This window comes from Neobacillus pocheonensis (assembly GCF_050477905.1).
GTDB lineage: Bacteria > Bacillota > Bacilli > Bacillales > Cytobacillaceae > Neobacillus > Neobacillus pocheonensis_A.
This window is the reverse complement of the sequence record NZ_JBCNAD010000021.1, coordinates 88,583-111,828: the sequence shown is the minus strand read 5'-3', so window position 1 is coordinate 111,828 and position 23,246 is coordinate 88,583. Positions and strand designations below refer to the sequence as shown.

At 38.7% G+C, this 23,246-nt stretch carries 24 protein-coding genes; 5 read left to right on the top strand and 19 right to left on the bottom strand.

Translation table 11 applies throughout. The annotated features are described in order from the left end of the window. Positions 1-37: 37 nt before the first annotated feature. From ABES02_RS12930 to safA, 9 genes are all read right to left on the bottom strand, one after another. Entirely contained in the window at positions 38-1,783 is a 1,746-nt protein-coding gene (locus ABES02_RS12930; RefSeq protein ID WP_430135203.1) for an FTR1 family iron permease, read from the bottom strand. Between the two features lie 30 nt (positions 1,784-1,813). Beyond that, positions 1,814-3,079: an iron uptake transporter deferrochelatase/peroxidase subunit gene (gene efeB / locus ABES02_RS12925; RefSeq protein ID WP_430135214.1), complete on the bottom strand. Its 1,266-nt coding sequence runs from the start codon at positions 3,077-3,079 to the stop codon at positions 1,814-1,816. 21 nt (positions 3,080-3,100) lie between these two features. Continuing rightward, the gene (gene efeO, locus ABES02_RS12920; RefSeq protein WP_430135200.1) at positions 3,101-3,949 is read right to left on the bottom strand and encodes an iron uptake system protein EfeO; all 849 of its coding nucleotides are present in this window, start codon (positions 3,947-3,949) and stop codon (positions 3,101-3,103) included. 308 nt (positions 3,950-4,257) lie between these two features. Next, positions 4,258-4,890: a response regulator transcription factor gene (locus ABES02_RS12915; RefSeq protein ID WP_430135198.1), complete on the bottom strand. Its 633-nt coding sequence runs from the start codon at positions 4,888-4,890 to the stop codon at positions 4,258-4,260. Beyond that, positions 4,868-5,932: a sensor histidine kinase gene (locus ABES02_RS12910; RefSeq protein ID WP_430135195.1), complete on the bottom strand. Its 1,065-nt coding sequence runs from the start codon at positions 5,930-5,932 to the stop codon at positions 4,868-4,870. Before ABES02_RS12910 ends, ABES02_RS12915 begins: the two co-directional genes overlap by 23 nt. Continuing rightward, on the bottom strand, positions 5,929-6,672 hold the full coding sequence (gene liaF, locus ABES02_RS12905; protein WP_430135193.1) for a cell wall-active antibiotics response protein LiaF: 744 nt from the start codon (positions 6,670-6,672) through the stop codon (positions 5,929-5,931). The genes ABES02_RS12910 and liaF overlap by 4 nt, the downstream gene beginning before the upstream one ends. A 199-nt stretch (positions 6,673-6,871) precedes the next feature. After that, positions 6,872-7,516: a PspA/IM30 family protein gene (locus tag ABES02_RS12900; RefSeq protein ID WP_430135191.1), complete on the bottom strand. Its 645-nt coding sequence runs from the start codon at positions 7,514-7,516 to the stop codon at positions 6,872-6,874. A 20-nt stretch (positions 7,517-7,536) separates the two neighbouring features. After that, positions 7,537-7,884, bottom strand: coding sequence for a flagellar basal body rod protein (locus tag ABES02_RS12895; RefSeq protein WP_430135188.1), 348 nt, complete (start codon positions 7,882-7,884; stop codon positions 7,537-7,539). Positions 7,885-8,026: 142 nt separating this feature from the next. Beyond that, positions 8,027-8,641, bottom strand: a complete 615-nt coding sequence (gene safA, locus ABES02_RS12890; RefSeq protein ID WP_430135185.1) for a SafA/ExsA family spore coat assembly protein — start codon at positions 8,639-8,641, stop codon at positions 8,027-8,029. Between the two features lie 116 nt (positions 8,642-8,757). Here safA and ABES02_RS12885 point away from each other — a divergent pair, with 116 nt between their 5' ends. Further along, entirely contained in the window at positions 8,758-9,132 is a 375-nt protein-coding gene (locus tag ABES02_RS12885; RefSeq protein WP_430135183.1) for a DUF1360 domain-containing protein, read from the top strand. Between the two features lie 94 nt (positions 9,133-9,226). Next, complete coding sequence (locus tag ABES02_RS12880; protein ID WP_430135181.1) at positions 9,227-9,373, top strand: hypothetical protein; 147 nt, start codon at positions 9,227-9,229, stop codon at positions 9,371-9,373. Here ABES02_RS12880 and ABES02_RS12875 read toward each other — a convergent pair. Continuing rightward, on the bottom strand, positions 9,370-10,278 hold the full coding sequence (locus ABES02_RS12875; protein WP_430135178.1) for a phosphotransferase: 909 nt from the start codon (positions 10,276-10,278) through the stop codon (positions 9,370-9,372). The two genes, ABES02_RS12880 and ABES02_RS12875, sit on opposite strands and share 4 nt — an antisense overlap. A 126-nt stretch (positions 10,279-10,404) precedes the next feature. Here ABES02_RS12875 and ABES02_RS12870 point away from each other — a divergent pair, with 126 nt between their 5' ends. Continuing rightward, positions 10,405-11,943, top strand: a complete 1,539-nt coding sequence (locus ABES02_RS12870) for an FAD-dependent oxidoreductase (RefSeq protein ID WP_430135175.1) — start codon at positions 10,405-10,407, stop codon at positions 11,941-11,943. A gap of 37 nt (positions 11,944-11,980) precedes the next feature. Here ABES02_RS12870 and ABES02_RS12865 read toward each other — a convergent pair whose 3' ends face one another. The 4 genes from ABES02_RS12865 to ABES02_RS12850 all read right to left on the bottom strand — a co-directional run bounded on the left by ABES02_RS12865 (position 11,981) and on the right by ABES02_RS12850 (position 15,755). Further along, positions 11,981-12,115, bottom strand: a complete 135-nt coding sequence (locus ABES02_RS12865; RefSeq protein ID WP_430135172.1) for a hypothetical protein — start codon at positions 12,113-12,115, stop codon at positions 11,981-11,983. Positions 12,116-12,171: 56 nt separating this feature from the next. Then, positions 12,172-13,641 (bottom strand): amidase family protein, encoded by a 1,470-nt coding sequence (locus tag ABES02_RS12860; RefSeq protein WP_430135170.1) that lies wholly within the window; start codon positions 13,639-13,641, stop codon positions 12,172-12,174. A 568-nt stretch (positions 13,642-14,209) separates the two neighbouring features. Next, a complete protein-coding gene (locus tag ABES02_RS12855; RefSeq protein ID WP_430135168.1) occupies positions 14,210-15,355 on the bottom strand; it encodes a DEAD/DEAH box helicase in 1,146 nt (381 codons plus the stop codon). Positions 15,356-15,455: 100 nt separating this feature from the next. Further along, complete coding sequence (locus ABES02_RS12850; protein ID WP_430135165.1) at positions 15,456-15,755, bottom strand: DUF5658 family protein; 300 nt, start codon at positions 15,753-15,755, stop codon at positions 15,456-15,458. 272 nt (positions 15,756-16,027) lie between these two features. Between ABES02_RS12850 and ABES02_RS12845 the strand changes: the two genes are divergently transcribed. Both ABES02_RS12845 and ABES02_RS12840 read left to right on the top strand, forming a co-directional pair. Further along, the gene (locus ABES02_RS12845) at positions 16,028-16,636 is read left to right on the top strand and encodes a copper resistance CopC family protein (RefSeq protein WP_430135162.1); all 609 of its coding nucleotides are present in this window, start codon (positions 16,028-16,030) and stop codon (positions 16,634-16,636) included. Beyond that, positions 16,637-17,725 (top strand): copper resistance D family protein, encoded by a 1,089-nt coding sequence (locus ABES02_RS12840; protein WP_430135160.1) that lies wholly within the window; start codon positions 16,637-16,639, stop codon positions 17,723-17,725. Positions 17,726-17,772: 47 nt separating this feature from the next. On the opposite strand, the gene ABES02_RS12835 is transcribed toward ABES02_RS12840, so the two are convergent. The 5 genes from ABES02_RS12835 to ABES02_RS12815 form a co-directional block, all read right to left on the bottom strand. Continuing rightward, positions 17,773-19,491, bottom strand: coding sequence for a WG repeat-containing protein (locus tag ABES02_RS12835; RefSeq protein WP_430135157.1), 1,719 nt, complete (start codon positions 19,489-19,491; stop codon positions 17,773-17,775). Between the two features lie 138 nt (positions 19,492-19,629). Continuing rightward, positions 19,630-21,513 carry an AMP-dependent synthetase/ligase gene (locus ABES02_RS12830; RefSeq protein WP_430135155.1) on the bottom strand — a complete coding sequence of 628 codons (1,884 nt, stop codon included), beginning with the start codon at positions 21,511-21,513 and terminating at the stop codon, positions 19,630-19,632. Positions 21,514-21,524: 11 nt separating this feature from the next. Continuing rightward, complete coding sequence (locus tag ABES02_RS12825) at positions 21,525-21,890, bottom strand: SCP2 sterol-binding domain-containing protein (protein WP_430135152.1); 366 nt, start codon at positions 21,888-21,890, stop codon at positions 21,525-21,527. A 185-nt stretch (positions 21,891-22,075) separates the two neighbouring features. Continuing rightward, positions 22,076-22,441 (bottom strand): SCP2 sterol-binding domain-containing protein, encoded by a 366-nt coding sequence (locus ABES02_RS12820; protein ID WP_430135149.1) that lies wholly within the window; start codon positions 22,439-22,441, stop codon positions 22,076-22,078. Between the two features lie 100 nt (positions 22,442-22,541). Further along, positions 22,542-23,150, bottom strand: coding sequence for a TetR/AcrR family transcriptional regulator (locus ABES02_RS12815; RefSeq protein WP_430135147.1), 609 nt, complete (start codon positions 23,148-23,150; stop codon positions 22,542-22,544). Positions 23,151-23,246 lie beyond the last annotated feature (96 nt).

The following is a 23,246-nucleotide window of genomic DNA, read 5'->3' as shown; positions in this document are numbered from 1 at the left end:
TGCCTGGCACACCAATAAAAAAAGGGCATTTGCCCTTTTAAATGTCTATTGTAACCACACGCTTTCTAACATGCCATGTCATTATAATAATGACGGCTACTAGCAAAATCTGGGTTAAAGTGGTTTCCAAGGTTGGATATATTCCAATCCAATCTATGTACGGAAGGTTTTGTATTGTACTAGTAGAAAGCACATTTGAAACCTGTAAAGCATGAATGCTAATGCCAAGAATTTTAAAAGCTAAGAAATATATTAATAGAGTGGCCGTTTTAAAAAAGAAGCGAATTGGAATTTTAACACTGTAGTGAATAATGCCAAAGCCAACAACCACTAATATCCCAGTCGCAAATAAGACACCCAATAAAAGCTGCTGTAGGCTTATATAAGGAGTTATCCCCGCGTAAAAAATAATGGTCTCGGCCCCTTCACGAAAAACGGACAAAAAGCTGATAAAGGCAAAAGAAAGAAGGCTTCCTTTAGCAACGGCTTGCTGCATATGCTGATTTATATACTTATTCCAATTTCCAATACTTGATTTATTATGCAGCCATGCTCCAATCGTAAGCATCATTACAACCGCAACAACACCCGTTATGCCTTCAATATACTCCCGGCTTGACGCTGCTGTAATCTTCGAGAAAACAATATTGATAATGACAGCAAGGACTGCACTCGCCAAGACACCTGCTGCAACACCAGCCCAAATCCATTTTTGTTTGGTCTGCTGGCCGATTTTCTTTAAAAATGCAATTAAGGTAGCAACGATTAGTAATCCTTCTAACCCTTCCCGTAATAAAATTAGAGCCGAATCCCATAAAGAATAATCGGTTTTGCTCGTTAATGGAGCAAGTCGTGAGTTTAAGTCCTCGACGATGGTCAGAGCTTTTGCTCCATTTACCTTTTCAGAACTTAAAATACTGATAGCTGTAGGAATTTTCGTTTCGATATCACTGTACAGCTTACTATCTTTTGTAGACACATCTCCTTCAACCATTGGCCAGATATTGAGGATTTCATTTAAATGACTGCTAGCATTTTTATAATTCTTTTCAGCAATTTCTGATGCAGCCTTGCTTAACAAAACAGTCAGGTCGGTTAACGAATAATCCCATTCTACCTGCTTTGAAGCCTTACCAGCTAAAAAATTCTCCACCTCTTTAGTGAGTTGGTCAACATTAGCTTCAGCCTTTTTAAGATCCGCCGGGTTTTGCGTAATTGCAATTCGAATTAAGGCCATGTATTTTTCAATGTTCCCGTATGTTGCAATACTTTCATCATGAACAGCTTTTTCTGATACAGTCCATTGATTTAGGAGCGACTGATATTCAGCCTTTAGGGCTAATAGTTTCCCTTCCTTAATCGTTTGCTTAAAGTTTGCAGTTATCGTCAGCATCTGTTTTACTTGCTCTTTCCCTTTTGCTTTATCTTTGGGATTTTGTTCTTGGTCATACAATACAACTGAACTGGACAGAGCCGATAGGCTTTTTGACAGTTCCTCTTTTTCTACATTCTCTTTGGCTAGTAAACTTTGAACCATTTTCAAGTTTTCGTCTACCTTTTTTACCTGCTTGCTGTCGGATTTCTTAATTGAATTCCACTCGCTTGCAAATTGTTCCATGTTTTTGGCAACCGTTGCTTTGTCCCCATCCTTGGCTTTCATCAAACTATCGCCAATTAGAACAAATAGCTCGTCATGATTTTCTGCCGCTGCTATGGGTTGTACTGTTTGTAAAATAAAAAGTAATACTGTAAGTAAAATTATTGCTTTAAACATTCTTTGCATAAAAACCTCTCCTCTATAGCAGGAAAAACACTATGTAAATAGTGTCTCTCCGATAAAACCGCCTTGATTGGTTCCTGGCAGGCAAGCAAAAATTGCACTACCGCGGTGTGAAATATATTCATTTAATTTGTCATTATTCGCTAAACGGTTTTGAATAGGGATAAATTGTTTGCTTGGCGTCCGTTGAAAACCCACGAATAGCAGGCCGGCATCAAGCGCTCCAGTTTTTACATCCATCCCATTGGAGTAGGAATAGCCCCTACGAAGAATTTTTTGTGATCCATCCCCTCGAGAGAGTCGGAAGTGTGAATCAGTAGGAATATAATCTTCTCCGTTTTCATCTTTATGATTGAAATCGGGTCTATCAAATTCATTTTTTTGACCCAGAGGCGCACCGCTCTCGCGTTGGCGTCCAAATGTATTTTCCTGCTCTTTTAATAAAGTACGATCCCATACTTCAATAAACATTTGAATTCGGCGGACAACAAGATAACTGCCATTCACGAGCCAATTGGGACCATCACCTGGCTGTACCCATACAATGTCGTTCATTTGTTTTTCGCTACTCACATCCGGGTTTACTGTTCCGTCTTTAAAGCCAAACAAATTTCTTGGTGTTTCATTTTTTGAATCAGCCTGCTTGCTTCGCTGGAAGCCAGTCTGTGCCCAGCGTAATATAGCTTTTCCCCGGGCAATCCTAATCAAGTTTCGGATAGCATGAAAGGCTACCTGCAAATCATCTGCGCAAGCTTGAATACAAAGGTCCCCGCCAGTCCATTCCTCTTCTAATGCATCGAGCGGGAATTTCGGGAGATCAACTAATTCCTTTGGCTGCTTATTCTTTAACCCAAAACGATCCTGATTGTTTTTTACAAAAAGACTCGGTCCAACACCAAAAGTAATTGTTAAATTCGATGGCGATAAACCTGCCGCTTCCCCTGTATCCTTTGGAGGAAGAAATTCATTACTGGAGAGTTCCCCGACAGGCTTTCCTTCTGTCATCAATGCTGCCGCATGCGTCCAATCCCTAAAAAGCTTTATCAAATCTTCTTTTATTGTGGTTGTCAAATCTAAGGAAACAAAATAAATATTATTTTGTGCTTTTGTCGTGATTCCACTTTGCTGTTTTCCATAAAAGGGGACGATATCCTTTTCATTTTTACCGGTTGCCTTACTTTCCGTAATTGACATCAAACCGCTAAATCCAGATGCCCCTAAAAGCATCCCTACCCCGCCAACACCAGCCGTTTTCAGGACATCACGTCTCGAAATCTTATTTACTTTATGATCTTCCATGCTGTTTGGATTATTAGTCAATTAAGACGCCTCCGTTACAATTCCAATTTGAGAAAGTGGTTCAGCAAGTGCATCAATGGCCTGACTAAGTTCCTTAACTTCTGCTTGTGATAAGTCAGTATAGGATTTATAACCACCATTTGTTTTATGCTTGTTTAATAGATTATAAACATCAGCAAATTTAGATTGAATATCGTTAGAAATCTCAACATCCTTTTTCTTTAACGCCGGATTGAGAAGTTGATAAATTTTTTCTGCTCCCTCGACATTGGCTGCAAAGTCATATAAATCGGTATGAGAATAACGATCCTCTTCACCGGTCACTTTGGAAGTTGAGACTTCATTTAATAAATCAACCGCACCAGTAATTAGCAACTCAGGTGTTACCTCAACAGTATCTACCTTTGCTCTTAATAGATTTACATCTTTCATAAGTTGATCAGCATATTGCTCGTAGCCCTTGGTTGTGTTATCCACCCATAATCCTTTTTCAATGCGATGATATCCGGTCCATTCCGCTTCAGGGACGTCCCCTTCCCTAGCATCAATTTTTGGGTCAAGATCTCCGAAAACTTCTGCAATTGGTTCAGCACGCTCATAATGCATCCGCGATGTTCCATAAAGCTCTTTCGCTTTATGGATATCACCGTTTTTAACTGCTGTAGTAAATTCTTCCGTTGCCTTTACAAACGCTTCAATTTCACCAAGTGCATATGTACGATAGTCATCTGTTACTCCTTTAAGAGCCTCTGATGATGCTTTCTTTGTTTCTTTAACTTTTTCTGCTGAAGTACTTTTGTCAGTATTAGAACAGCCAAATAACAGACTGCTAGATACTAGTAGAATTCCAGATACTTTTAAAAATTTCATATTTATAAAACCCTCCGAAGTAATAATGATAATCATTTTCATTTATTGTATCGCCATTGAGAATAATTTTCAATTATTTTTTTGAATTTAGGATTTTATTTTTCATTAACATTTTAGGTTTGAACCATATAGAAATCTAAAACTTAATAGTAATAACAAAAGGGTAACCCGTTCCTTATCGACCGTCACTTCCATTTTTCCTGGCTCTCGAACTATATGAATCGTTTCTTCTTGGCTGACGGGCTTGCTGACAAGATATTAATTAAATTAAAAAGACTTCCCAATTTTTATTTGGAAAGCCTAAATAATTATTTTGTTAATGAATGTTTAAACGCATAGATTACCGCTTGGGTGCGGTCCTGAACATCTAGCTTGCTTAAAATATTGCTGACATGGGTTTTAACAGTTTTGAGTGCGATAAATAATTCATCGGCAATTTCCTGATTGGTTTTCCCTTCGGCCATAAGTAGTAAGATTTCTAGTTCGCGACTGGTAAGGTCTTCGTGTGGTAGATGAGTTGCTTTCTGGCGCATTTTCACCATCATTTTTCCCGTTACTTCTGGCTCGAGAACTGACTGTCCATGGTATGTAGCACGAACGGCATTGGCAATCTCACTTGCTTTTGAGGTCTTAAGCATATAGCTGGTCGCTCCAGCCTCAAGAGCAGGATAGACTTTTTCATCATCAAGGAAGCTGGTCACGATAATAACTTTTGCTTCAGGCCACTGTTCCACGATTTGCCTCGTTGCCTCGATACCATCCATTTCTTTCATAACTAAGTCCATTAAAATGATATCCGGGCGAAGTTCAAGTGCTAATTCTACCCCTCTTTTCCCATTGTCAGCCTCACCGACGACTTCAATGTCCGGTTGAGCTGAGAGGTAGGAAGAAACCCCAATCCTCACCATTTCATGATCATCAACGAATACTACTCGAATCATTTGTCCCATCTCCATTTTCCATCACCGGAACCTTCACTTCCAGCCTTGTTCCTTTATTTTTCACACTTATCACTTTCAACGTACCGCCTACTTCAAGGGCACGTTCATGCATGTTTTGCATCCCATAGGAGCCTGCTTTCATTTCGTCTACTTCAAAACCTACTCCATCATCAACAATTCTTAAAATGACAAGATCATCTCTTTTAATCATAAGGACTTCGAGTTTATTAGCTTTTGCATGCCTTAACGTGTTTGAAATCGACTCTTGCAGGATACGGAAAAGATGATCTTCTACCCCTTTATCTAAGGGAAAAGCTTCTACTTTCCATTTAATATCCATTGTTACCTTCTGAGATAATTCGATTAACAGTTCTTCAATTCCTTCCTGAAGCGATTTATTCTTTAAGGCAACAGGCCGTAAATGCAGCAGGAGCGCCCGCATTTCAAGCTGTGATTGATGAATCATTTCTTCCACTAGCTTCAATTGTTTCGCTTCACGGGTTTCTTCTGACTGTTCCTTGGTCTCATTAATAGCCGACATCATCATTGAGGCCGCAAATAATTGCTGGCTGACAGAGTCATGCAATTCCCGGGCAAGCCGATTCCGTTCCTGTTCAATTATTTCTTGGATTTTCGTTTCTAAATCCTCTACTTTTTCCGTTGCAAGCCTCTGGGAGAGCTTCGCCTGTTCCGACATTTGTTTGCCAATTTTATCGATTCGGTTAGCAATACTTTGGATTTCAATTAAAGAAGGCTTTGTTTTTGCCTCAAGTTGTTTTCCCTCTTCTAAAAGATGCAAAGAATGCTCCACCTCTAAAAGCTGCCTTCTCCAGAAGACTCCTGAATAGGCTCCTAATAGAATTCCTATTGCAATACTAAAGGCTGGAATAAAAATAAGGACCGGAATGCCCATGAAATGGCGTTCCCACACTTGTTCCCAATTGGCTAGCGGGAAAACGATTAGAAAAATAGCTGCCACAATCATCGCGGTGAGAAAGGAAAAGGTGACACTCCATACAATCTGGCGCTGAGTTGTGCTCATATTCGGCTCACCTCTAAATTCCCCACCAATAACGATGTAAAGATTTTTACTTTTTGCTCTGCCGTATCATACCCTGGTGTTTTAAGATGGAAGACTTGATTAAATACTTTGGATTCGCCATGTTCAAATACAGTTGTGGAACCAACCAAGCAAGAATGATGGACACTTACTTCCATTTCATATGGAACTTGAATTTGAATATTTCCGATAATGTTTCGGATAAAAATAACGGTTTCCCCTTTTGGAAGCATGGTGTAGCTAAGGTCGATACTTGTATCGCCAATTCCAGCCTGGATGTTAATATCATTCCATTCGTAAACACCACCAGGGGTTTTTTGTTGACCAAAAAAAATATTTTCAAAGAGCGGCTTGCTCTTAATTATTGTTTCCTCCTGAACAGTATTGTCTGGTTCAGTAACCGTCAGCGGTATTTTTTTAGGATTTCGTTTTGAATGATAATATTGAATGATATAGTGCAATAATATGGCTAATAGTAAAAACTTGAATGTTTTCATCGATAAAACACTGATAGCTAAGAAAACAATACCAGCGTAGAAAAGGATTTTTCCTTTCTTTTTTCCTGCCCATCTTCGACCTAAATAAATCATTCCACAAGAAACAAAAAGGGAGAAAATAAGCCCTGGATTGAAAAAGAAGATTTCCAGCAGAAGAACAACTACTCCAATGACAACTAACCAGCCTGTATAATCATTTCTAGTTTTTTTAAACAATCCGCTCACCCTCCCTTTTTGAAAAATAATTACCAAAAAGGCGTAGAACTACGCCTTCTTTGTCTAGCTCCAGCGCCTAGGGGCTCGAGGTCACAAACCAATCCGTCGAGAAGGTTAAAAAGCAACCTTCCCGCCGGTTCGTCTTGTGCTTGTCGCCCCTGGTCAAGGCGCTTCCGCTTTCCTCTTTTAAGAATACCATTTTTTTCATTTAAATGGACTTGCTTTCTTCCAGTTTCATTTCTTTTTCTAATTGAGCGATTCTTGCATCAATCGTGCTTCGGTAAAAGGAACTATTTACTTGATGCTCTAACCGATCTAAGTAATTTTCAATGTCTTTAAATTTAGAGTAGGATTTATCAGAGTATGAATTACAATCTAGCACCTGATTAATCCGGTGATTAGCACGTGTTACATTTTCACGGCCCATTAATTCCATCCGGCGAAGATGCATATCCTTTAGTTTGTGCTTCATTTCTTGATATTTTCTTTCTAATTCATCAAGCTGACCCTTCACTTGTTCAAGGGAATCACTTAGACGCTGAGCACGTTCTGAATATTGCTGATACTCTGCAGCAGCAAACTGATAAAGTTCTGTCTCGCCCGCTTTCGAGGCAATTTCCGCTTGATGATTTCTTTTTTCAGCTAATTCTACCGCATGCTGGTATTCCCTAGTAAATTCATCCTTCAGTGTGTATTGACGCTCTAAAAGCTTTCTTACCTTTTCGGTTTCCTGCTCACATTCACGAAGATATTGATTGAGCAGCGCAATTGGGTTTTGCTTTTCCTTTTTGTCAATCGCCTCGTGTAAATCAGCTGTAATGGTATTTTTAATTCTTGTAAATAGATTTGTCATGTTCATTCTCTCCTTTAATCTTAATAATTTTTTAATTCATTCCATTGTTTTTCAAAGTTAACGAATGGGTCTGATTCTTCTTTAATTTTCGTATATTTGTTTTTATTCCATTTTTTATAAACGAGGTAAAGTACGTAGGCAGCAGCTACTCCAATGATGGCTGGAACGTTATGGATGGAAGCCACGAGAACAATGAGACCGATGATCCCAAGTCCGATCTTTCCTCCAGGCGATCCAGCTTTTAAAAACTGCTTGAAAATGAAGTACAGAAGCGCTAGGCTAACGAGCAGTCCCACCATCGGACCGATTGTTGAAAGCAAAACAACTGCGGCAATCCCACCGGCTAAAAGTAAACCAAATTTTTTCATTTTGTTTTTCACTCCTTTCTTTATCTTGATATCATCTTACCTTTTTTCTTAATTTCCCATAATTGCGCTAAAGCTTGATTTTTAACTCAGACCTAAGACGTAGAAAGGGTCAGTCCCTTATTAGGAAACTGACCCTACTAGCTTATTTAGATATAAACATCTGCACCCAATAATATCTTTTAGATCCGCCGGCAGCATAGCCAACACCTATATAGGTCGATTGTGTGCTTAATATATTGGCACGGTGACCTGAGCTGTTCATCCATGCCTGAACAACGGATGCCGGGGTGGTTTGACCTGCAGCAATGTTCTCTGCAGCGGAGCGATAGGTAATTCCAAAGTTCTTCATCATATCAAATGGACTGCCGTAGGTTGGACTTGTATGACTAAAATAGTTTTTGTCTCTCATATCCATGGCCTTGTACCGGGCTACCCTTGATAGCTCCCAATCTGGAGTTAACGCTTTTAACCCATTTTTTGCTCGCTCCTGATTGGTTAAGGAAATGACTTGATTCTCAATTGATTTCACTCCACCCAAATCAGGAATCGTTACCTTTTGACCAGGATAAATCAAGTTTGGATTTTTAAATTGCGGGTTTGCGGAAATAATCTCGGAGATTCCAACTTGATACCTGACGGCAATTTTCCAAAGCGAATCTCCTGGCTGAACCGTATAGATTTGTTGAGCAAATGAAACGCTTGGAATGCAGAAAAGAGATAGTAATAACAGAAAACTAAACCAAAAAGATTTTTTCATTTTTTTGCCTCCTCCGAATATATATTTTTGATTTCAGGCTCAAAATATACAGGAACTGAAAAAATATATTTTCTATATAGCCATTTGGAATTCAGAGGGTTTTGGAGGACTAAAATATGAAAGACATATCGTGGATGACCTATATTATGCTAATTTTAGCTAGCTACCGTTTTACTCATTTAATTGTTTTCGATAAAATTACCGAATCGATCCGCAAGCCCTTTGTGAAAAAGGTGACAGTGGAAACAGAAAGCGGAACCGAAACAAAGGAAGTCCCAACCTCCATGTTTGGGTATTTATTAAAATGCTACTGGTGCGCCGGTGTTTGGAGTGCCATTTTTTTCGGGACTGCATATTTGCTTTTCCCAAAGGTTACGTATGTGGTTATTTTAATATTTTCGATTGCTGGCGGTCAGTCCATTATTGAAACCTTTGTTGGTGTAAATATTAAAAAAGTCGATTATTATGCTGACCTGAAGAAAAAGGACTAAATAAAATCGTATGGAAAAATTAATCCCCCTTGCGCATATATTTAAGAAAGCTAAGCATCCTCGGAAGCTCAAGCTAAAAAAAGGGGGATTTACAATGGCTCTTTTGTGGATCACAACCATCGGATTTCTTCTTTGTCTTGGTTTTGTTGTAGGAACGTGGATTCATTTTTTAAGAAGTGGTCTCGATTCAGGAGACTCTAAACGAATTGATCCGATTAACAACGACGATGATAATCCTTAATCCACCAATGCCATGTTTAGAGATTGTAAGGCGGTGTTCAATCCTCTTTGATCGGTTTGGTCATTGGCAAACCTAACTAACATTACGCTTGTGAAAATTGCTTTAAATCTAGCTAAATACAAGGTGTTTTCATCTACATGTCCATAAACTTCGAAAAATCGGCTTCTCCCTGCAGGTGGCAAATAACTATACACAATCGATAAATCTACTGCTGGATGTCCAATATGTACATCGCCCCAATCAATAATGCCTGAGATCATTCCATTTGTGTCCATCAGCAAATTTTTAAAATGAAGGTCTCCATGTACAAGGGCATATTCTTGCTTGACCTCAACATTCCTTAAATATTTTAAATAGTCTCTTATCATTTCTGGGTTATTTATTAAGCCATCCTTAACAGCCTTATTGACATTATCCGCAAGCTTTTCTCTTCTGATTGGAATACTTAATCGATTTAATTGATCAAATGGAACGTTAAAATCATTAGCATTCTCGATTGGAAACCGGTGAAGATTCCTTAGAAATTTTGCTAATGGTTCCACCGCTGCAATTCTTATTTCATCTGACAGGGCCCCTGGAGTTGCTCCCTTAACGATTTTGTAACCGGAAAACGGCCATGGGTATGATTCGCTAGGGCTTCCGAAAAAAATGGGCTCAGGAATTGGCAGATTAAGAGACGGTGCTATGTGCGGTAAAAGCCTATTTTCAGTTTTAATTAAATTGACAGCAATTTCTCTCCTCGGAAAACGAAAAACATATTGGTCATTAACCCTGAAGACCGTATTATCAAAACCAAGTCCTAAAAAGCTTATGTTAATCGGAAGAAGTTCTGGAAATTGCGTAGCGATAAGCTCACTAGCTTCTTGAATGGTTAATTCAATTTCAGGCGTCCAGGGATTAATCATTGTCGAACCTCCTAAGTAAAAGAGCCTTGCCTCCATGCAAGGTTCTTTCTTTTTAAACTTAAGATTAATTTTATCATTTTAGGAAAAATTAAACAGGAGTTCATTTTGGAAAATGGAGGAGTACATATGAGTTCTTCTGAAAAAATCCCACAATTCCCAAAAACATATTGGCGAGAAATAGAATTGCCTGCTTTTAAAAAATTAAATGAGAATATAACTGTCGATGTTGCGATTGTCGGAGCAGGGATAACTGGTATTACGGCAGCCTATTTACTCGCAAAAGAGGGAGTAAAGATTGCTCTATTAGAAGCCGGCAGTGTCTTAAATGGGACCACCGGTCATACAACCGCAAAATTAACAGCCCAGCATGACATCCTTTATGATGAGCTAATCAATCATTTTGGCGAGGAAAAAGCAAGACAATACTATGATTCCACTTCAAGTGCGATTGAATTTGTAGAAAGAACAATGAAGGAAAAGGGAATCGACTGTGATTTCAGCAAGGAAGATGCCTTTATTTATGCGACGACCGAAGAGTATGTGGACAAGCTGCAAACGGAATGGGAAGCCTATAAGAGACTGGGTATCGATGGTGCTTTAAAGGATACAATCCCCTTTAATATTCCTGCAAAGGCAGCCTTGAAAATGAGCAACCAGGCCCAATATCATCCTTTAAAATTTTTGAAAGGTCTTCTAGATGAAGCAGTGAAAAATGGCTGTACTGTTTATGAAAACACCACAGCTGATGAAATTGATGATGATGACGGAGAAACAAAGATCATCACCAAAACTGGCAATACTGTTACATGCAAAAAGGTCATTATGGCCTCACATTTTCCCTTTTCAGATAAAGTAGGTCTTTTTTTTACACGAATGTATGCGAGCAGGTCTTACGCCATTGGGATAAAAACAGATAAAGACTATCCTGGCGGTATGTATATCAGTGCCGAAAGCCCGCCTCGCTCTATTCGTTATACGCCGCTGGATGGAGATGAAAAGCTTATCATTATCGGAGGGGAAAAACATAAACCGGGCCAGGGCATCAATACGATGATCCATTATGAAGCACTGGAGGCTTTTGCTGAAAAGGTGTTCGGCATTAAGGAATATACTTACCGCTGGTCGGCTCAAGATTTAGTGACACTGGACAAAGTACCTTATATCGGTCCAGTCACCTCAGAGAGGGAGCATATTTTAGTAGCAACTGGCTATAAAAAATGGGGCATGACAACAGGCATTTTTGCTGGCCACCTGCTCAGGGATTATGTTATGGATAGGGAAAATCCATACAAAGAATTGTATTCTCCATCCCGATTCCGAGCAGACCCGGATCTAAAAAATGTTATTACCACCAATATTGATGTGGCTAAGCATTTGATTAAAGGGAAGCTGGAATTTGTGCCAAAGTATCCGGAGGATTTGCAGCACGGAGAAGGCTCAGCTGTCATGTATCACGGTAAAAGAGCAGGTGCCTACAAGGACAAGGACGGCAAGCTTTACGTTGTGGACACCACCTGTACCCATCTAGGCTGTGAGTGTGAATGGAATGAAGCGGAAAAAACATGGGACTGCCCTTGCCATGGTTCCCGATATGCCTATTCTGGCGATGTGATTGAGGGACCGGCGTTGAGAGGTCTGGATTTGCTAAAAGAGGAACAATCGTGAAAAGAAACGCCTCCTATTGTTTAGGAGGCTTTGTTTGCTATTTACTATTTGGACGATTGCGTTTTAAGTCTTCCCCAGTTGTAAATTCAACCAGTTCTTCACTGTTTCTCATTGGTTTTTTTCGACTGTTATTGCGATTAGCATTGGCATTGCCCAGCTTCGTTCTTCCCACAACTACCATCTCCTTTTTGAGAAATTCATTGATAGTATGAGTGAAAACACTTGGACTTATTCTTTCCCCAGCACCGCCGGCTTGCGGAATTGTGTCAATTGCTCGAAAGCATAGGCTAGCTGGATTAACTGTGGTTCACTGTATGCAGTTCCTGAAAAAGTAATTCCAACCGGTTCACCATCTGTTGCATATCCGGCAGGAACTGCAATGGATGGATATCCTGCTTTTGCACTGATATGTGACCCTTCTTCGTGTGGGAAAACAATGGCATCCAAGTTATAGGTTTCTAAAGCATAGTCAATTCCTTGCTGAGTGGAATGAAATAAATCAAACTCCAATGCTTCGATATACTCGTTTTCGGTTAAGCTGCCGCTCGTTTCTTCTGATTGAATCAGCACTGCTTGACCATACTTTAGCATCTTTTCTTCATCTTGATTATTAAAGTCGATTAGATCTTTTAAAGACCGAACCTTTATGGAAGGATGCAGCCCATTTAAATATGCATTCAAATCTGGCTTAAATTCATAGGTTAAAACATCATATTTCCATTCAGCTTTTGCTGAAGGAATTACTATATTGTCAATTATTTCTGCACCTAAGGCCTTCATCGTTTCCAATGCTTCCGACACCACTTTTTGCTTGTCCTCACTTAAAAGCTCAATGAATCCCTCTACAGCAAATCCAATCCTTTTTCCATTAAGGCCATCCTTAAAAAGAAACTTAGTAAAATCAGTATTATTTATTGGATTAGTTTGTGTGACTGGGTCGTGTTCATCACGGCCAGTTAGTGCAGTAAGAAGAATTGCTGCATCTTCCACCGTTCTTGCCATCGGGCCTGCTGTATCCTGCGTGTGGGCGATGGGGATTATTCCCCGTCGGCTAATGAGGCCAACTGTTGGCTTTATTCCAACAAGCGAATTTTGACTGGATGGATTTAAAATGGAACCAGAGGTTTCTGTTCCAACTGCTGCGGCAGCAAAGTTGGCTGCAATTGCTGCCCCTGACCCCGAACTTGATCCGCCAACATCAAATTTACCAGGTCCGTATGGATTTAATACTTGCCCACCGCGGGAGCTATAGCCGCTTTTCATACCAATCGCCATGAAATTCGCCCACTCGGTCATATTTGTTTTTCCAAGAATGACCGCGCCTGCTTGGCGCAATTGTTCTGCTACAAAAGAATCCTTTTCCGCAATAGAGTCCTTTAAAGCGAGGGAGCCCGCACTTGTGTGCATTTTGTCGTGGGTATCAATATTATCTTTTATTAAAATGGGTATTCCGTGCAATCGGCTGCGCGGGCCTTTTTCTTTCCTCTCGGTATCAAGTGCCTCGGCGATTTGGAGTGCGTCCGGATTGATCTCAAGAACCGAGTTTATTTGTTTATCAAGAATCGATATTCTATGTAAATACAATAAGACTAGCTCTTTGGAAGTGATCTCGCTGCTCTGTAACTTTTCTTGCATCTTGCTAATCGTGGCTTCCTCCAGCCATTCCTCAAGCAATTTCTTTAATTTTGGATTCTCCATCGTATTCCCTCCGTTTCTCATTAATTATTCAAGAAATGAGAGAGAAATTCCTTTTTTGGAAAAGGGTATTAATTGTGGTTTGAGGATGTTTCCAATTAATATCCAGGAAATGTCGTAAGTTTTGAAAATTAGGTCGTAAGTGTCTGAAAATATGTCGTAAGTATCCCAAAATATGTCATAAGTAACAGGAGATTAGGAGAATTTCCAGTTACTATCCAGGAAATGTCGTAAGTTTTGAAAATTCGGTTGTATGTGTCTAAAAATATGTCGTAAGTACCCAAAAATATGTAGTAAGAAGAAAATTTCCAATTGATATCCAGGAAATGTCGTAAGTTTTGAAAATTAGGTCGTATGTGTATGAAAATATGTCGTAAGTACCTAAAAATATGTCATAAGTAAAAATAGTTCAAGAGAAATTCCAATTATTATCCAATAAATATCGTAAATGTCCCAAAATATGTAGTAAGTCTTGCGAAACATGTCGTTAATGCCCAATAAAATCATAACTTTTGAAATTCTCACATTGCAGAGCATAAAAAAAGACAGTGGAGTCACCCACTGTCTTCGCTTATCTACGCTGCTTCTGTACTTTTTGTTCTTCTTCGGCAATTTGTCCTTTGTAAAAAATTCGTTTATGAAGTGAGACGTTCAGTTCTCTACAGAATCGTTTTAATTCCCTTTCTTCTCTCTCGGTCACAAGAGAGATGACCATTCCATCAGCACCCATCCGTCCTGTTCTTCCACCACGATGTACATATTGGGTAATATCCTTAGGAAAATCAATTTGGACGACATGTGTAACTCCTTGAATATCAAGTCCCCTTGCTGCCACATCGGTTGCAACAAGCATTTTCATTTTGCCGTCGCGGAAGGATTTTAACGCTGCCTGCCGCTCTAATTTTTTCATGTCACTATGTAAAATTCCTACAGATAGGTCTTTAAAATGTAATTTTTCTTTAAAAACTTGAATTTCTCCAATGTCATTAATAAACGCTAGCGATTTACTTCCATCCAAACGGGCGACCTTTTCAAGAAGTTTAATCTTATCCCGTTGTTCGCATAGGAAGTAAATATGCTCCACTTTCCCTGACGAAGCCACTTCATCTTTCTCAATTCGTAGCACCTCAGGTTCGTTTGTCAGCCCCACTGCCAATTTTTCAGTTGCAGCTTTCATCGTGGCGGAAAACAAAACGACTTGGCGGTCACTCATAGTTGATTTAACAATATTTTGGACGGTACCAAGATGCTCTGGGATTAAAAGTTGATCTCCCTCATCTAATACGACCATCTTCACCTCGTGCATTTTTACTTTTTTCTGCTTGATCAGTTCAAGCAATCGTCCGGGGGTAGCAAAAATCACATGCGGTCTCTTTTTTAATTTTTCCAACTGGCGTTTTAGATTTGCACCACCTATAATCGAAGTGCCACGAATGCCGCTGCCCTCCGACCACTTTTGGAATTCTTGATACACTTGCATAACAAGTTCCTGCGAAGAAGCTAAAACCACTGCTTGTAAGGACTGGGCGCTCGGGTCAATTTTATTTAATAATGGCAGCAAATAGGCAAGTGTTTTCCCTGTACCAGTAGGGGATTCTGCTATTAAATCTTTTCCTTCAAGGATAACTGGAATCGCCGCTTCCTGAATAGAAGTGGCTGTTTGAAACCCTGATTTCTCCCAAGCTTCCTGTAAAATTGGCTTTAAATTGGTTAACATAGTTTACTCCTTAATAAATCACTTTTTTCTTATTAGAATTATCAATCCACAACGTATTGATACTAACTTAATAACAAAGGAGTGTCTAGTTTCTGTGAGGTTATGCCGATGTATTTAAATAAAGAAGTATCCAGGTGATATGATAAACAAGAACGGAAAAATAAAGTACGCAGGCAGAGATCAACAGTTTCTTAGCCCCACCTCGTAATGGACGAAAAGAAACCAATCCGATTAACATGATCGGCAGGAGAATTTTTATTAAATAAAAGTACGACCAGCTTTTTTCAATAAAAAATTCCATAACCGGGTTCCCTTCCTCGACGAAACCAGAAACAATTCCAAAATGGGTTAGAACAGCATCCAAAATACCAGCGAACAATAAGAATAAACAAAATTTCATGACTTCCTCCATAATCCATATATAGTTTCCATTGTTTCTACTAATTCTTATGCTGATACATTGGGAATGTTTATATTTTTTTAAATGCGTACTTATATAAGTATATAACATTAAGAACTTTTTTGTTCTTAATTAAGAATTGTTTTTTCAAAAAAATCTACAATAATCATTTATGAAAGCTTTGTGAACATTGACGCCAAATTGATATAACCAAATTGATTTGATGATAGAATGACAACAAGCAAAATAACAATATAACGGAGTTGAAAATGATGTTTAAGAAAATCTCCCTTATTGCATCAATGTTGTTTTTTCTATTAGGAACTAATGTTTTTGCACATTCACATTTAGAATCCTCTACCCCTAAAAATGGTGAGATACTAACTCAACCATTAAAGGATATTAATCTTTCCTATGAAACAAATTTAGAGAAAACAAGTACATTTGCTTTGGAAGATACGAACGGCAAGGTTATACCTATTTCGAAAATAACTATTGAAGGAAATAAGCTAACTGGAACAATGGACAATGAATTACCTAACGGGGGATATAAAATTCATTGGAAAATTATTGGGACAGACGGTCATCCACTTGAAGGAGATATTGCATTTTCAGTTCAATTACCGGAAAGCCAAACTACTGCAGCTAAACAAGCAACAACAGAAAATGAAAAGACAGCAGATGTAGTGAAAACAGATGATAAAAATAAAGCAACGGAAGCGGTAGTTACCAAGAACACTGAGAAAGATGCATTAATTTCAACAAAAGCGAACACTGTTGAACCTACCTTTAAAGACTATGTTGTTCCAGGTTCTGTTGGGCTTTTAATCATTTATGGGTTCGGAAGCTACTGGCTGATTTATCGAAGGAAGCATGTTTAAATGTTTATAATTAATGTATTAAGCGAGGCGTTACTCTATTTATGCTTCTCGGTGCTGCTTGGAACTTTTATTTTACATCTCGTTCCCATAGCATTTCGACCGGAAATTAAGGTTCCAAAAGGCATCTTATTAACAGCAGCTATTGGAGTAGCTCTCCTTTCTTTCGTTCCCGTTTTAAAAATTATCCTTTATTTGTACAAAGATCTTGGTATAGGCTTGACCATACAATCTGTATTGACCAATTTTGAAATTGGAAAGTCATGGATAAGAACTGGAGTCATTTCATTCATATTATTTATTTTTTTGCTTCCAATAAAACTTGAGCGAAGGAAGATTTTTTCAATAACAGGGTTAGTTTTTACAATTGCTTTAATTGCTGCGCTTGGATGGTCCAGCCATGCAAGTTCATTATCAAGATGGCCTGGATTCTTTACACATACAGCTCATTTTTTAGCTGTCAGTATATGGATTGGCATCCTTGTCGTTGTAAGCTGGTTTTCAACAAATCACGAAAATTGGCTTAGATTTTTAAAATGGTTTTCACCGCTAGCGCTGACCTGTTTGTTAATGATTATTGTTACTGGAATTTGCCTCATGAGCTTTGTGATGGATTTAAGCGACTATGCCGATACATGGCCGTTATCCTATGGACAAGCGCTGTTGGTAAAGCACTTAGCCATAGTGCCTTTGCTGGCATTTGCGTTTATTAATAGTGTCCTAATACGGAAAAAGCTCACGATAGGTGTTCCCTATAATCCCATTCCTTGGACGAAGCTTGAAAGCATTGTTGTTTTAATCATCTTTGCGATAACCGGGGCACTAGGACAGGAGTCACCACCCCACGATATTGAAAAAACAGTCAAGGTCGAAGGTGTTTCAAAGAGCTTCAACCTTTTTCATCAGAGTGACACTATTTACCCTTTACATTTCTCACCTGGAATTGTTTCGATCGTCTTATTATTATTGGCTTTGTTTTTCTTAGCCCTTTTACTTTTAACCTTTATTAAAAAAGCACCAAAAGTGTTGTCACTCGTGATGAGTTTATTATTTATTGTTACCGGGTATATCGCACTTATGATGAGTGTTTAATGATAAAAAGCGTGAATCTCATGTCGGATTCACGCTTCTTTTTTTGCTCAAGTATGAAACGAGTCCCAAAATTCACCTGACTGGTTGATGATATTCATTAACTTCTCGAACGGAATCGTAAAGGTTGGAAATCCTGCTGCAAATGGGGCAATTTCATACGGCGAAAAGTAGATATTTAAACCCTTATCACTAATAAAAAATGGTTGCTTAGCTTGAATTCCTTTATAGCTATTTGGGAAAACGTAGGAATAATCGGGATTGCTTTTTATTTGATTCCCAATAATCTCACTAATTTTTTTTACATATGGACTTCCTGGCTTAAATAAATCTTGAAGGTCAAACAAGGAACCTGTTTTCAGATTGATATGGGCAAATCTTTTTACAGGCATTCCATGTGAAGCACCAAAAGGATAATCGTAGCCATGTATTTCGATAACCAGTAAATTTTTCTTAAAAAAAGTTACATCAAAATCCCCCATATAGTTTGATTCTAATTGAGTATGGGAGGGCACTGCTTTTACCCCGGAGATCTCCTTTAATGTCGCATTGACCCTTTCATCGTTCCCTGTTCCCTCTAACTGAGGAAAATAGACCAAATAGTCTTTATTTGGCTTGTATTTCCGCTCCAAAACAGCATATTGATTATTTAGCGGGATCACAGTATTTTGCTTCCAGACTATGTCACCATTTTTACTTAAATAAATAAGCCGAAAGTCAATTTCGCCTTTAATTATCGTTTTCTCAAAATGTAATCTTCCACTTCCGCTAACAATAGGAAGTTGCTTCACCCGCTGGCCGCTTTTATCAATAAAAAAGGTGTTTTGGTCATTAGAGGCGGAAGCCACTCCATCGTTATATGTTGTCACTTCATTATAAATAAAACCTGTAAGGATTCGGCCATCTGCATCAGCAACAGCATACTTCGAACCTGCATAGGGCTTTGCCGGATTAATGGCTTTACCAATTGCATATCGGTCTTCTTCCAGATAATCTAATCGATTATAGTTCGGTTTAATGGTAAAAAGGCCATTTAGATTAATTAATCCATAATGATCTTTAAAATCCTCTAAAACATTGACGACCGCTCGATTCTGAATAAAAGGCTGTGCTCCTGAAAACTTAGGCTCAATCACAATCGTTCCCTGTTCGTCAATGTAACCAAATTTTCCGTTCTGTTCTTTTTGAAAAGCAAGTCTCCCCTGTCCATAATTACCAACAAAAATATAGGGATACCGTTTTAATACCTTGCCAGTTTTATCAATAAGTTCGTAGCTGCCAGCGCTTGTTTTTACAACAGCTTTACCATCTTTAAAATCACTGGCATATTCATAGGTTAGGGAGATAACTTCTTTTCCTCGTTTATTTAAATATCCATACAAATAACGACCATCTTCAGTATTATCAGCGATTAATGCTCGACTTTCCTTATAGTCCCCTATATAGGAATATGCCTTAGATGTAATTTCTTTTCCGCTCTCATCAATTACTTTAAACCCCTGATGGTCAATGACGGTGGCCCGCCCCTCTGAAAATGGGTTGATGGTATCGTATTTTGGTTTCACAATAAAATATCCTGATGAATTAATAACTCCCGCATGGTCCATTACCCGTACAATCGCCAATCCATTATCCTGAAAATCTCCAGCATTTTCGTAAATGGGCGGAAGAATAAGCTTTCCCTTCGCATTGATATATCCCCACTTATCCCCTCCTATTTCTTTTATGGCTGCAGGAAAAAGATAAACCGTTCGTTCATTTTGAAACATCATACCTCACCCAGTGTAGTTTTTTATATGTATATGAAAAATGTGGGCTGTTGGTTTAGTTCCCTGCAAAAAACAACAAAAAAAAACTGCTATTTATCCAATAGCGGTTTATCATAAAATATATTATTTGTGCATGACTTAATGTTCTTTCCCTCTCCGAATATCAAACGATAATCCAACTGCCACTTCGTTTGCTGCTACTTGCTGATCGGTAAACATCTCCTCAGAATAAGCATGATGGATCACTTCTTTGTATTTTTTTTGAATTTCCGGGATGCGAACCTTTAAGGAAGGGGTTAGTTCCCCGTCTTCCACAGTCCATTCTTTACCGATAACAACTACTTTTTTCGGCTGTTCATACCGTGCAAATTGTTGGGTGAATCTCGCTACTTCTTTTGTCAGCAGTAGTTTTACCTCCTCTTCCTTTAGAAGTTGTTGAATACTTCCTGTAAGCCCTTTCTTTTCTGCCCATGGCAATAAATTTTCTAAGCTTGGTGTAATTAAGGCAATTACGTACTTTTTATCCTGACCTATCAAAACAGAATTCTCAATATAAATACTTTGTGTAATCGCATTTTCCACCGGTTGAGGAGCGATATTTTTGCCCGTTGTCAGGACAATCAATCTTTTTTTTCGGTCGATAATCTTTAAAAAGCCTTCCTCATCAAGCTTTCCGATATCACCTGTTAAAAACCAGCCATCTTGAAAAGCATCAGCTGTTGCCTTTTCATCTTTGTAATACCCCTTCATCACGCTTGGACCTTTTACTAACACTTCACCATCTGGCGCTATTTGAATTTCAAGGTTGGGAAGAGGCTTTCCCACCGTTCCTGCTTTTGAGCGGATGATCGGATTGGTGCAAACTACAGGTGAGGTTTCCGTTAGACCGTAACCTTCGAGCACCGGGATATCGACTGCCCAAAAGAACTTGCCTATTTCTGGATTTAGTGCACCGCCTCCGGAAATCAACGCCCGGACTCTTCCACCCAATTTCTTTTTAACCTTGCTATAAACTAAAGCATTCGCCAATTTCCAGCTTCTCTTAATCTCTTTGGGCAAAAATCCATTTTTCATGGCATCATCGTAAGTCAGCTTCAAATAATGGTCATACTTTTTCAAGCCTACGTCGATGGCCCATTTAAATATTTTCTTTCTTAATGGTGTCCCTGTTTCCACCAACTTTTGTGCCTGGGAATAGACTCGTTCAAAAAGAAGCGGTACGCTGACCAGAACAGTAGGCCGGACCTCTAAAAGATTTTCCTGGACCTTTTCAATGCTTTCTGCATAGGCAATTGTTGCCCCAACTGATAAAGGCATAAATTGGCCGGCCATCCGCTCAAATACATGTGAGAGGGGCAAATGCGAAAGTAAAATATCTTCTGACCTAGCTTCTAGAACCCAGAATTGAATCCCTTCCACATTGGAAAGGATATTTCCATGTGTCAGCATGGCTCCCTTCGGTTTACCGGTTGTTCCGGAAGTATAGATGATAGTAGCAAGATCCTCTCTTGTTATATCCCCCCATACATTTTCCCACCTATCGAAAGAATGGTTTGACCCAATTTGGGCAAGCTGCTGTAAGGATAAAAGAATATCGGTTTCTTTAAAATTCTCGTAAGGGAAAATGATGGCCGTTGGAATTGGCACACTGCCATTTCGTAGTATTTTATTTAAATACTTTTCATTTTGAACAAAAATAAATTTACAATCGGCATGTTGTAAAATGTAATCAATCTGATCATGTGGCAATGGAGTGTGAATAGGCACGGTTATTGCCCCAAGACTCATGATGGCCACATCGGCAACCGGCCAATACGGATTGTTTTCTGATAGGATCGCAACTTTGTCGTTCCGCTTTATTCCTAGATGGACAAGTCCTGCTGCTAGGTGTTTTACTTTTTCCCAAAAGGAATGGTAGCTTACCCCTTGGTAGGGGCCATTTCGTTTCCACAAAAAGGCATGTTTATCAGACAGACGATTGGCTGTATTAGCAACCATTTCTACCAGATTATTTGCTTTCATTGGGCACCCTCTTAAAGTTGATCCTTTACACTATATTGCTTTAGGACGTTTTCAATTTTTATTGCCTTACCGATATCACCTTTAATTTTTAGTTTCCCTGTCATAAATGCCATTGTGCCGTTTAGTTTTCCTAATAAAAATAAATGGAAGTTTGCTAGTGACATGATCAACCTACAATCAACATCAGTTTCGGAACTCTCCTTTACTTCTGCCTTTCCATTCTGGAAAAGAAGCTGGTAGGTCCCTTGCTCCTCCCCATCTATTTCAAATTGATAGCTGGCATTGAAGCCCTGTATCGCTGCAGGATTCAGATTTAAAATCTCTTCAATTTTTTTCATTAGACCTTGCAAAGTATACTCTTCAATTTTTTTCGCCATTCGGTGCTCCTCCTTTTACTTTCTTAATTTTTAGTTTATTCAGTATATTATTATATTTTATGATACCAATACGTATCAGTATCAAACAACCCATATTTTTCGACTATTTTCAACACGCATAGATTGTTAATAATAATAAAAGAGACAAACCGAGAATAATTACTCGTTTTGTCTCTTTTAATGCATTATAAAGGTTCTTTAATCTTGTATTTACGGAGAATGCTCTCAATTTTCATTCCCGTGCTGATATCTCCTTTTGCTTTTACCTTACCGGTTAATAAAGCCATCGTACCACTTTGTTTTCCTAGCAGGAATTTTTTAAAGTTGTCATAAGTCAAGGCCATTGAAACATTAGGTGTAGCATCTACACCTTCTTTTATGGTTAGAGCTCCATCATGAAAATAATGCTGATACGTACCTTCCGCTTCACCATGAATATCATATTGAACAATCGCTTCAAAGCCTTTTATTGGGTCAGGATTTGCATTAAATATTTCTTCAATTCTTGTCATTAACTCAGGTAATGAATACTCTTGAATTGCTTTTGCCATCTGGTAACCCCCCTGAAAATGGTTCATATATTCCCATAATACTAATACGTACAAGTATTTTACAGTGAAAACTTTTTGAACTTTTAAAAAAATGCACTTGTTAATTGGCTAGATTAACAAATGCACCGATTACAATCCGATTTAGGATACGGGCAAGCTCATCATAGTTACTATGTGTGCCCCCCTCAATATTATAATGTTGAACAACCACTTCATTGATGGCTCCTACCATTGCTTGTGAAACCACATGCATCTCTGCTTCGGACACAGTATCAGGCAGCAACCCTTGAACCGTTTTGAAAATTAGCTGCGCAAATCGACGATGCGCCCCATTTCTTACTTTTTCAACTTCTTGAGAAACTCCGACGGATTCTACTAACATCAAACCTGCGACTTTCACATCGGTAAAGCATATTTCGATATAGCGATGAATTCCGAAATAGGCTTTATAGGCATTACGTTTTTCTAGTTCTATCGCTTGCTTTACCTCGCCCAGAATTTCCGCGGATAACACATCAAAAAGGGTAGCCATCAAATCTTCTTTACTAACAAAGTGCTGATAAAAGGTGGTTTTTGACACCCTCGCCATTTCAACAATATCAAGAACAGAAGTATTTTTAAAACCGGCTGTTGTAAACAATGAAAGTCCGGCAAAAAGGATTTTATCTTTCGCCTCTTTTGGCATTTCCTCTAAAAATAGCATATTCATCAGTCCAATCTCATTCGTACGAAAACCTATTAATTTAAATATTAAAAGATAGTAATTCGTTTAACAAGATTCTTTTTAAAAAAAGCAGCCAGATTA

Bases quoted from the DNA above. Each gene is read 5' to 3' on its own strand.
- ABES02_RS12875 (WP_430135178.1), bottom strand. From the start codon at position 10,278: ATGATTAATCCCTGGACGCCTGAAATTGAATTAACCATTCAAGAAGCT.
- ABES02_RS12895 (WP_430135188.1), bottom strand. From the start codon at position 7,884: ATGAAAAAATTTGGTTTACTTTTAGCCGGTGGGATTGCCGCAGTTGTT.
- ABES02_RS12825 (WP_430135152.1), bottom strand. From the start codon at position 21,890: ATGGCGAAAAAAATTGAAGAGTATACTTTGCAAGGTCTAATGAAAAAA.
- ABES02_RS12880 (WP_430135181.1), top strand. From the start codon at position 9,227: ATGGCTCTTTTGTGGATCACAACCATCGGATTTCTTCTTTGTCTTGGT.
- ABES02_RS12915 (WP_430135198.1), bottom strand. From the start codon at position 4,890: ATGATTCGAGTAGTATTCGTTGATGATCATGAAATGGTGAGGATTGGG.
- ABES02_RS12855 (WP_430135168.1), bottom strand. From the start codon at position 15,355: ATGTTAACCAATTTAAAGCCAATTTTACAGGAAGCTTGGGAGAAATCA.
- ABES02_RS12840 (WP_430135160.1), top strand. From the start codon at position 16,637: ATGTTTATAATTAATGTATTAAGCGAGGCGTTACTCTATTTATGCTTC.
- ABES02_RS12830 (WP_430135155.1), bottom strand. From the start codon at position 21,513: ATGAAAGCAAATAATCTGGTAGAAATGGTTGCTAATACAGCCAATCGT.
- ABES02_RS12835 (WP_430135157.1), bottom strand. From the start codon at position 19,491: ATGTTTCAAAATGAACGAACGGTTTATCTTTTTCCTGCAGCCATAAAA.
- efeB (WP_430135214.1), bottom strand. From the start codon at position 3,079: ATGGAAGATCATAAAGTAAATAAGATTTCGAGACGTGATGTCCTGAAA.
- ABES02_RS12870 (WP_430135175.1), top strand. From the start codon at position 10,405: ATGAGTTCTTCTGAAAAAATCCCACAATTCCCAAAAACATATTGGCGA.
- safA (WP_430135185.1), bottom strand. From the start codon at position 8,641: ATGAAAAAATCTTTTTGGTTTAGTTTTCTGTTATTACTATCTCTTTTC.
- ABES02_RS12845 (WP_430135162.1), top strand. From the start codon at position 16,028: ATGTTTAAGAAAATCTCCCTTATTGCATCAATGTTGTTTTTTCTATTA.
- ABES02_RS12900 (WP_430135191.1), bottom strand. From the start codon at position 7,516: ATGACAAATCTATTTACAAGAATTAAAAATACCATTACAGCTGATTTA.
- ABES02_RS12820 (WP_430135149.1), bottom strand. From the start codon at position 22,441: ATGGCAAAAGCAATTCAAGAGTATTCATTACCTGAGTTAATGACAAGA.
- efeO (WP_430135200.1), bottom strand. From the start codon at position 3,949: ATGAAATTTTTAAAAGTATCTGGAATTCTACTAGTATCTAGCAGTCTG.
- ABES02_RS12910 (WP_430135195.1), bottom strand. From the start codon at position 5,932: ATGAGCACAACTCAGCGCCAGATTGTATGGAGTGTCACCTTTTCCTTT.
- ABES02_RS12850 (WP_430135165.1), bottom strand. From the start codon at position 15,755: ATGAAATTTTGTTTATTCTTATTGTTCGCTGGTATTTTGGATGCTGTT.
- ABES02_RS12930 (WP_430135203.1), bottom strand. From the start codon at position 1,783: ATGCAAAGAATGTTTAAAGCAATAATTTTACTTACAGTATTACTTTTT.
- ABES02_RS12860 (WP_430135170.1), bottom strand. From the start codon at position 13,641: ATGGAGAATCCAAAATTAAAGAAATTGCTTGAGGAATGGCTGGAGGAA.
- ABES02_RS12815 (WP_430135147.1), bottom strand. From the start codon at position 23,150: ATGAATATGCTATTTTTAGAGGAAATGCCAAAAGAGGCGAAAGATAAA.
- ABES02_RS12885 (WP_430135183.1), top strand. From the start codon at position 8,758: ATGAAAGACATATCGTGGATGACCTATATTATGCTAATTTTAGCTAGC.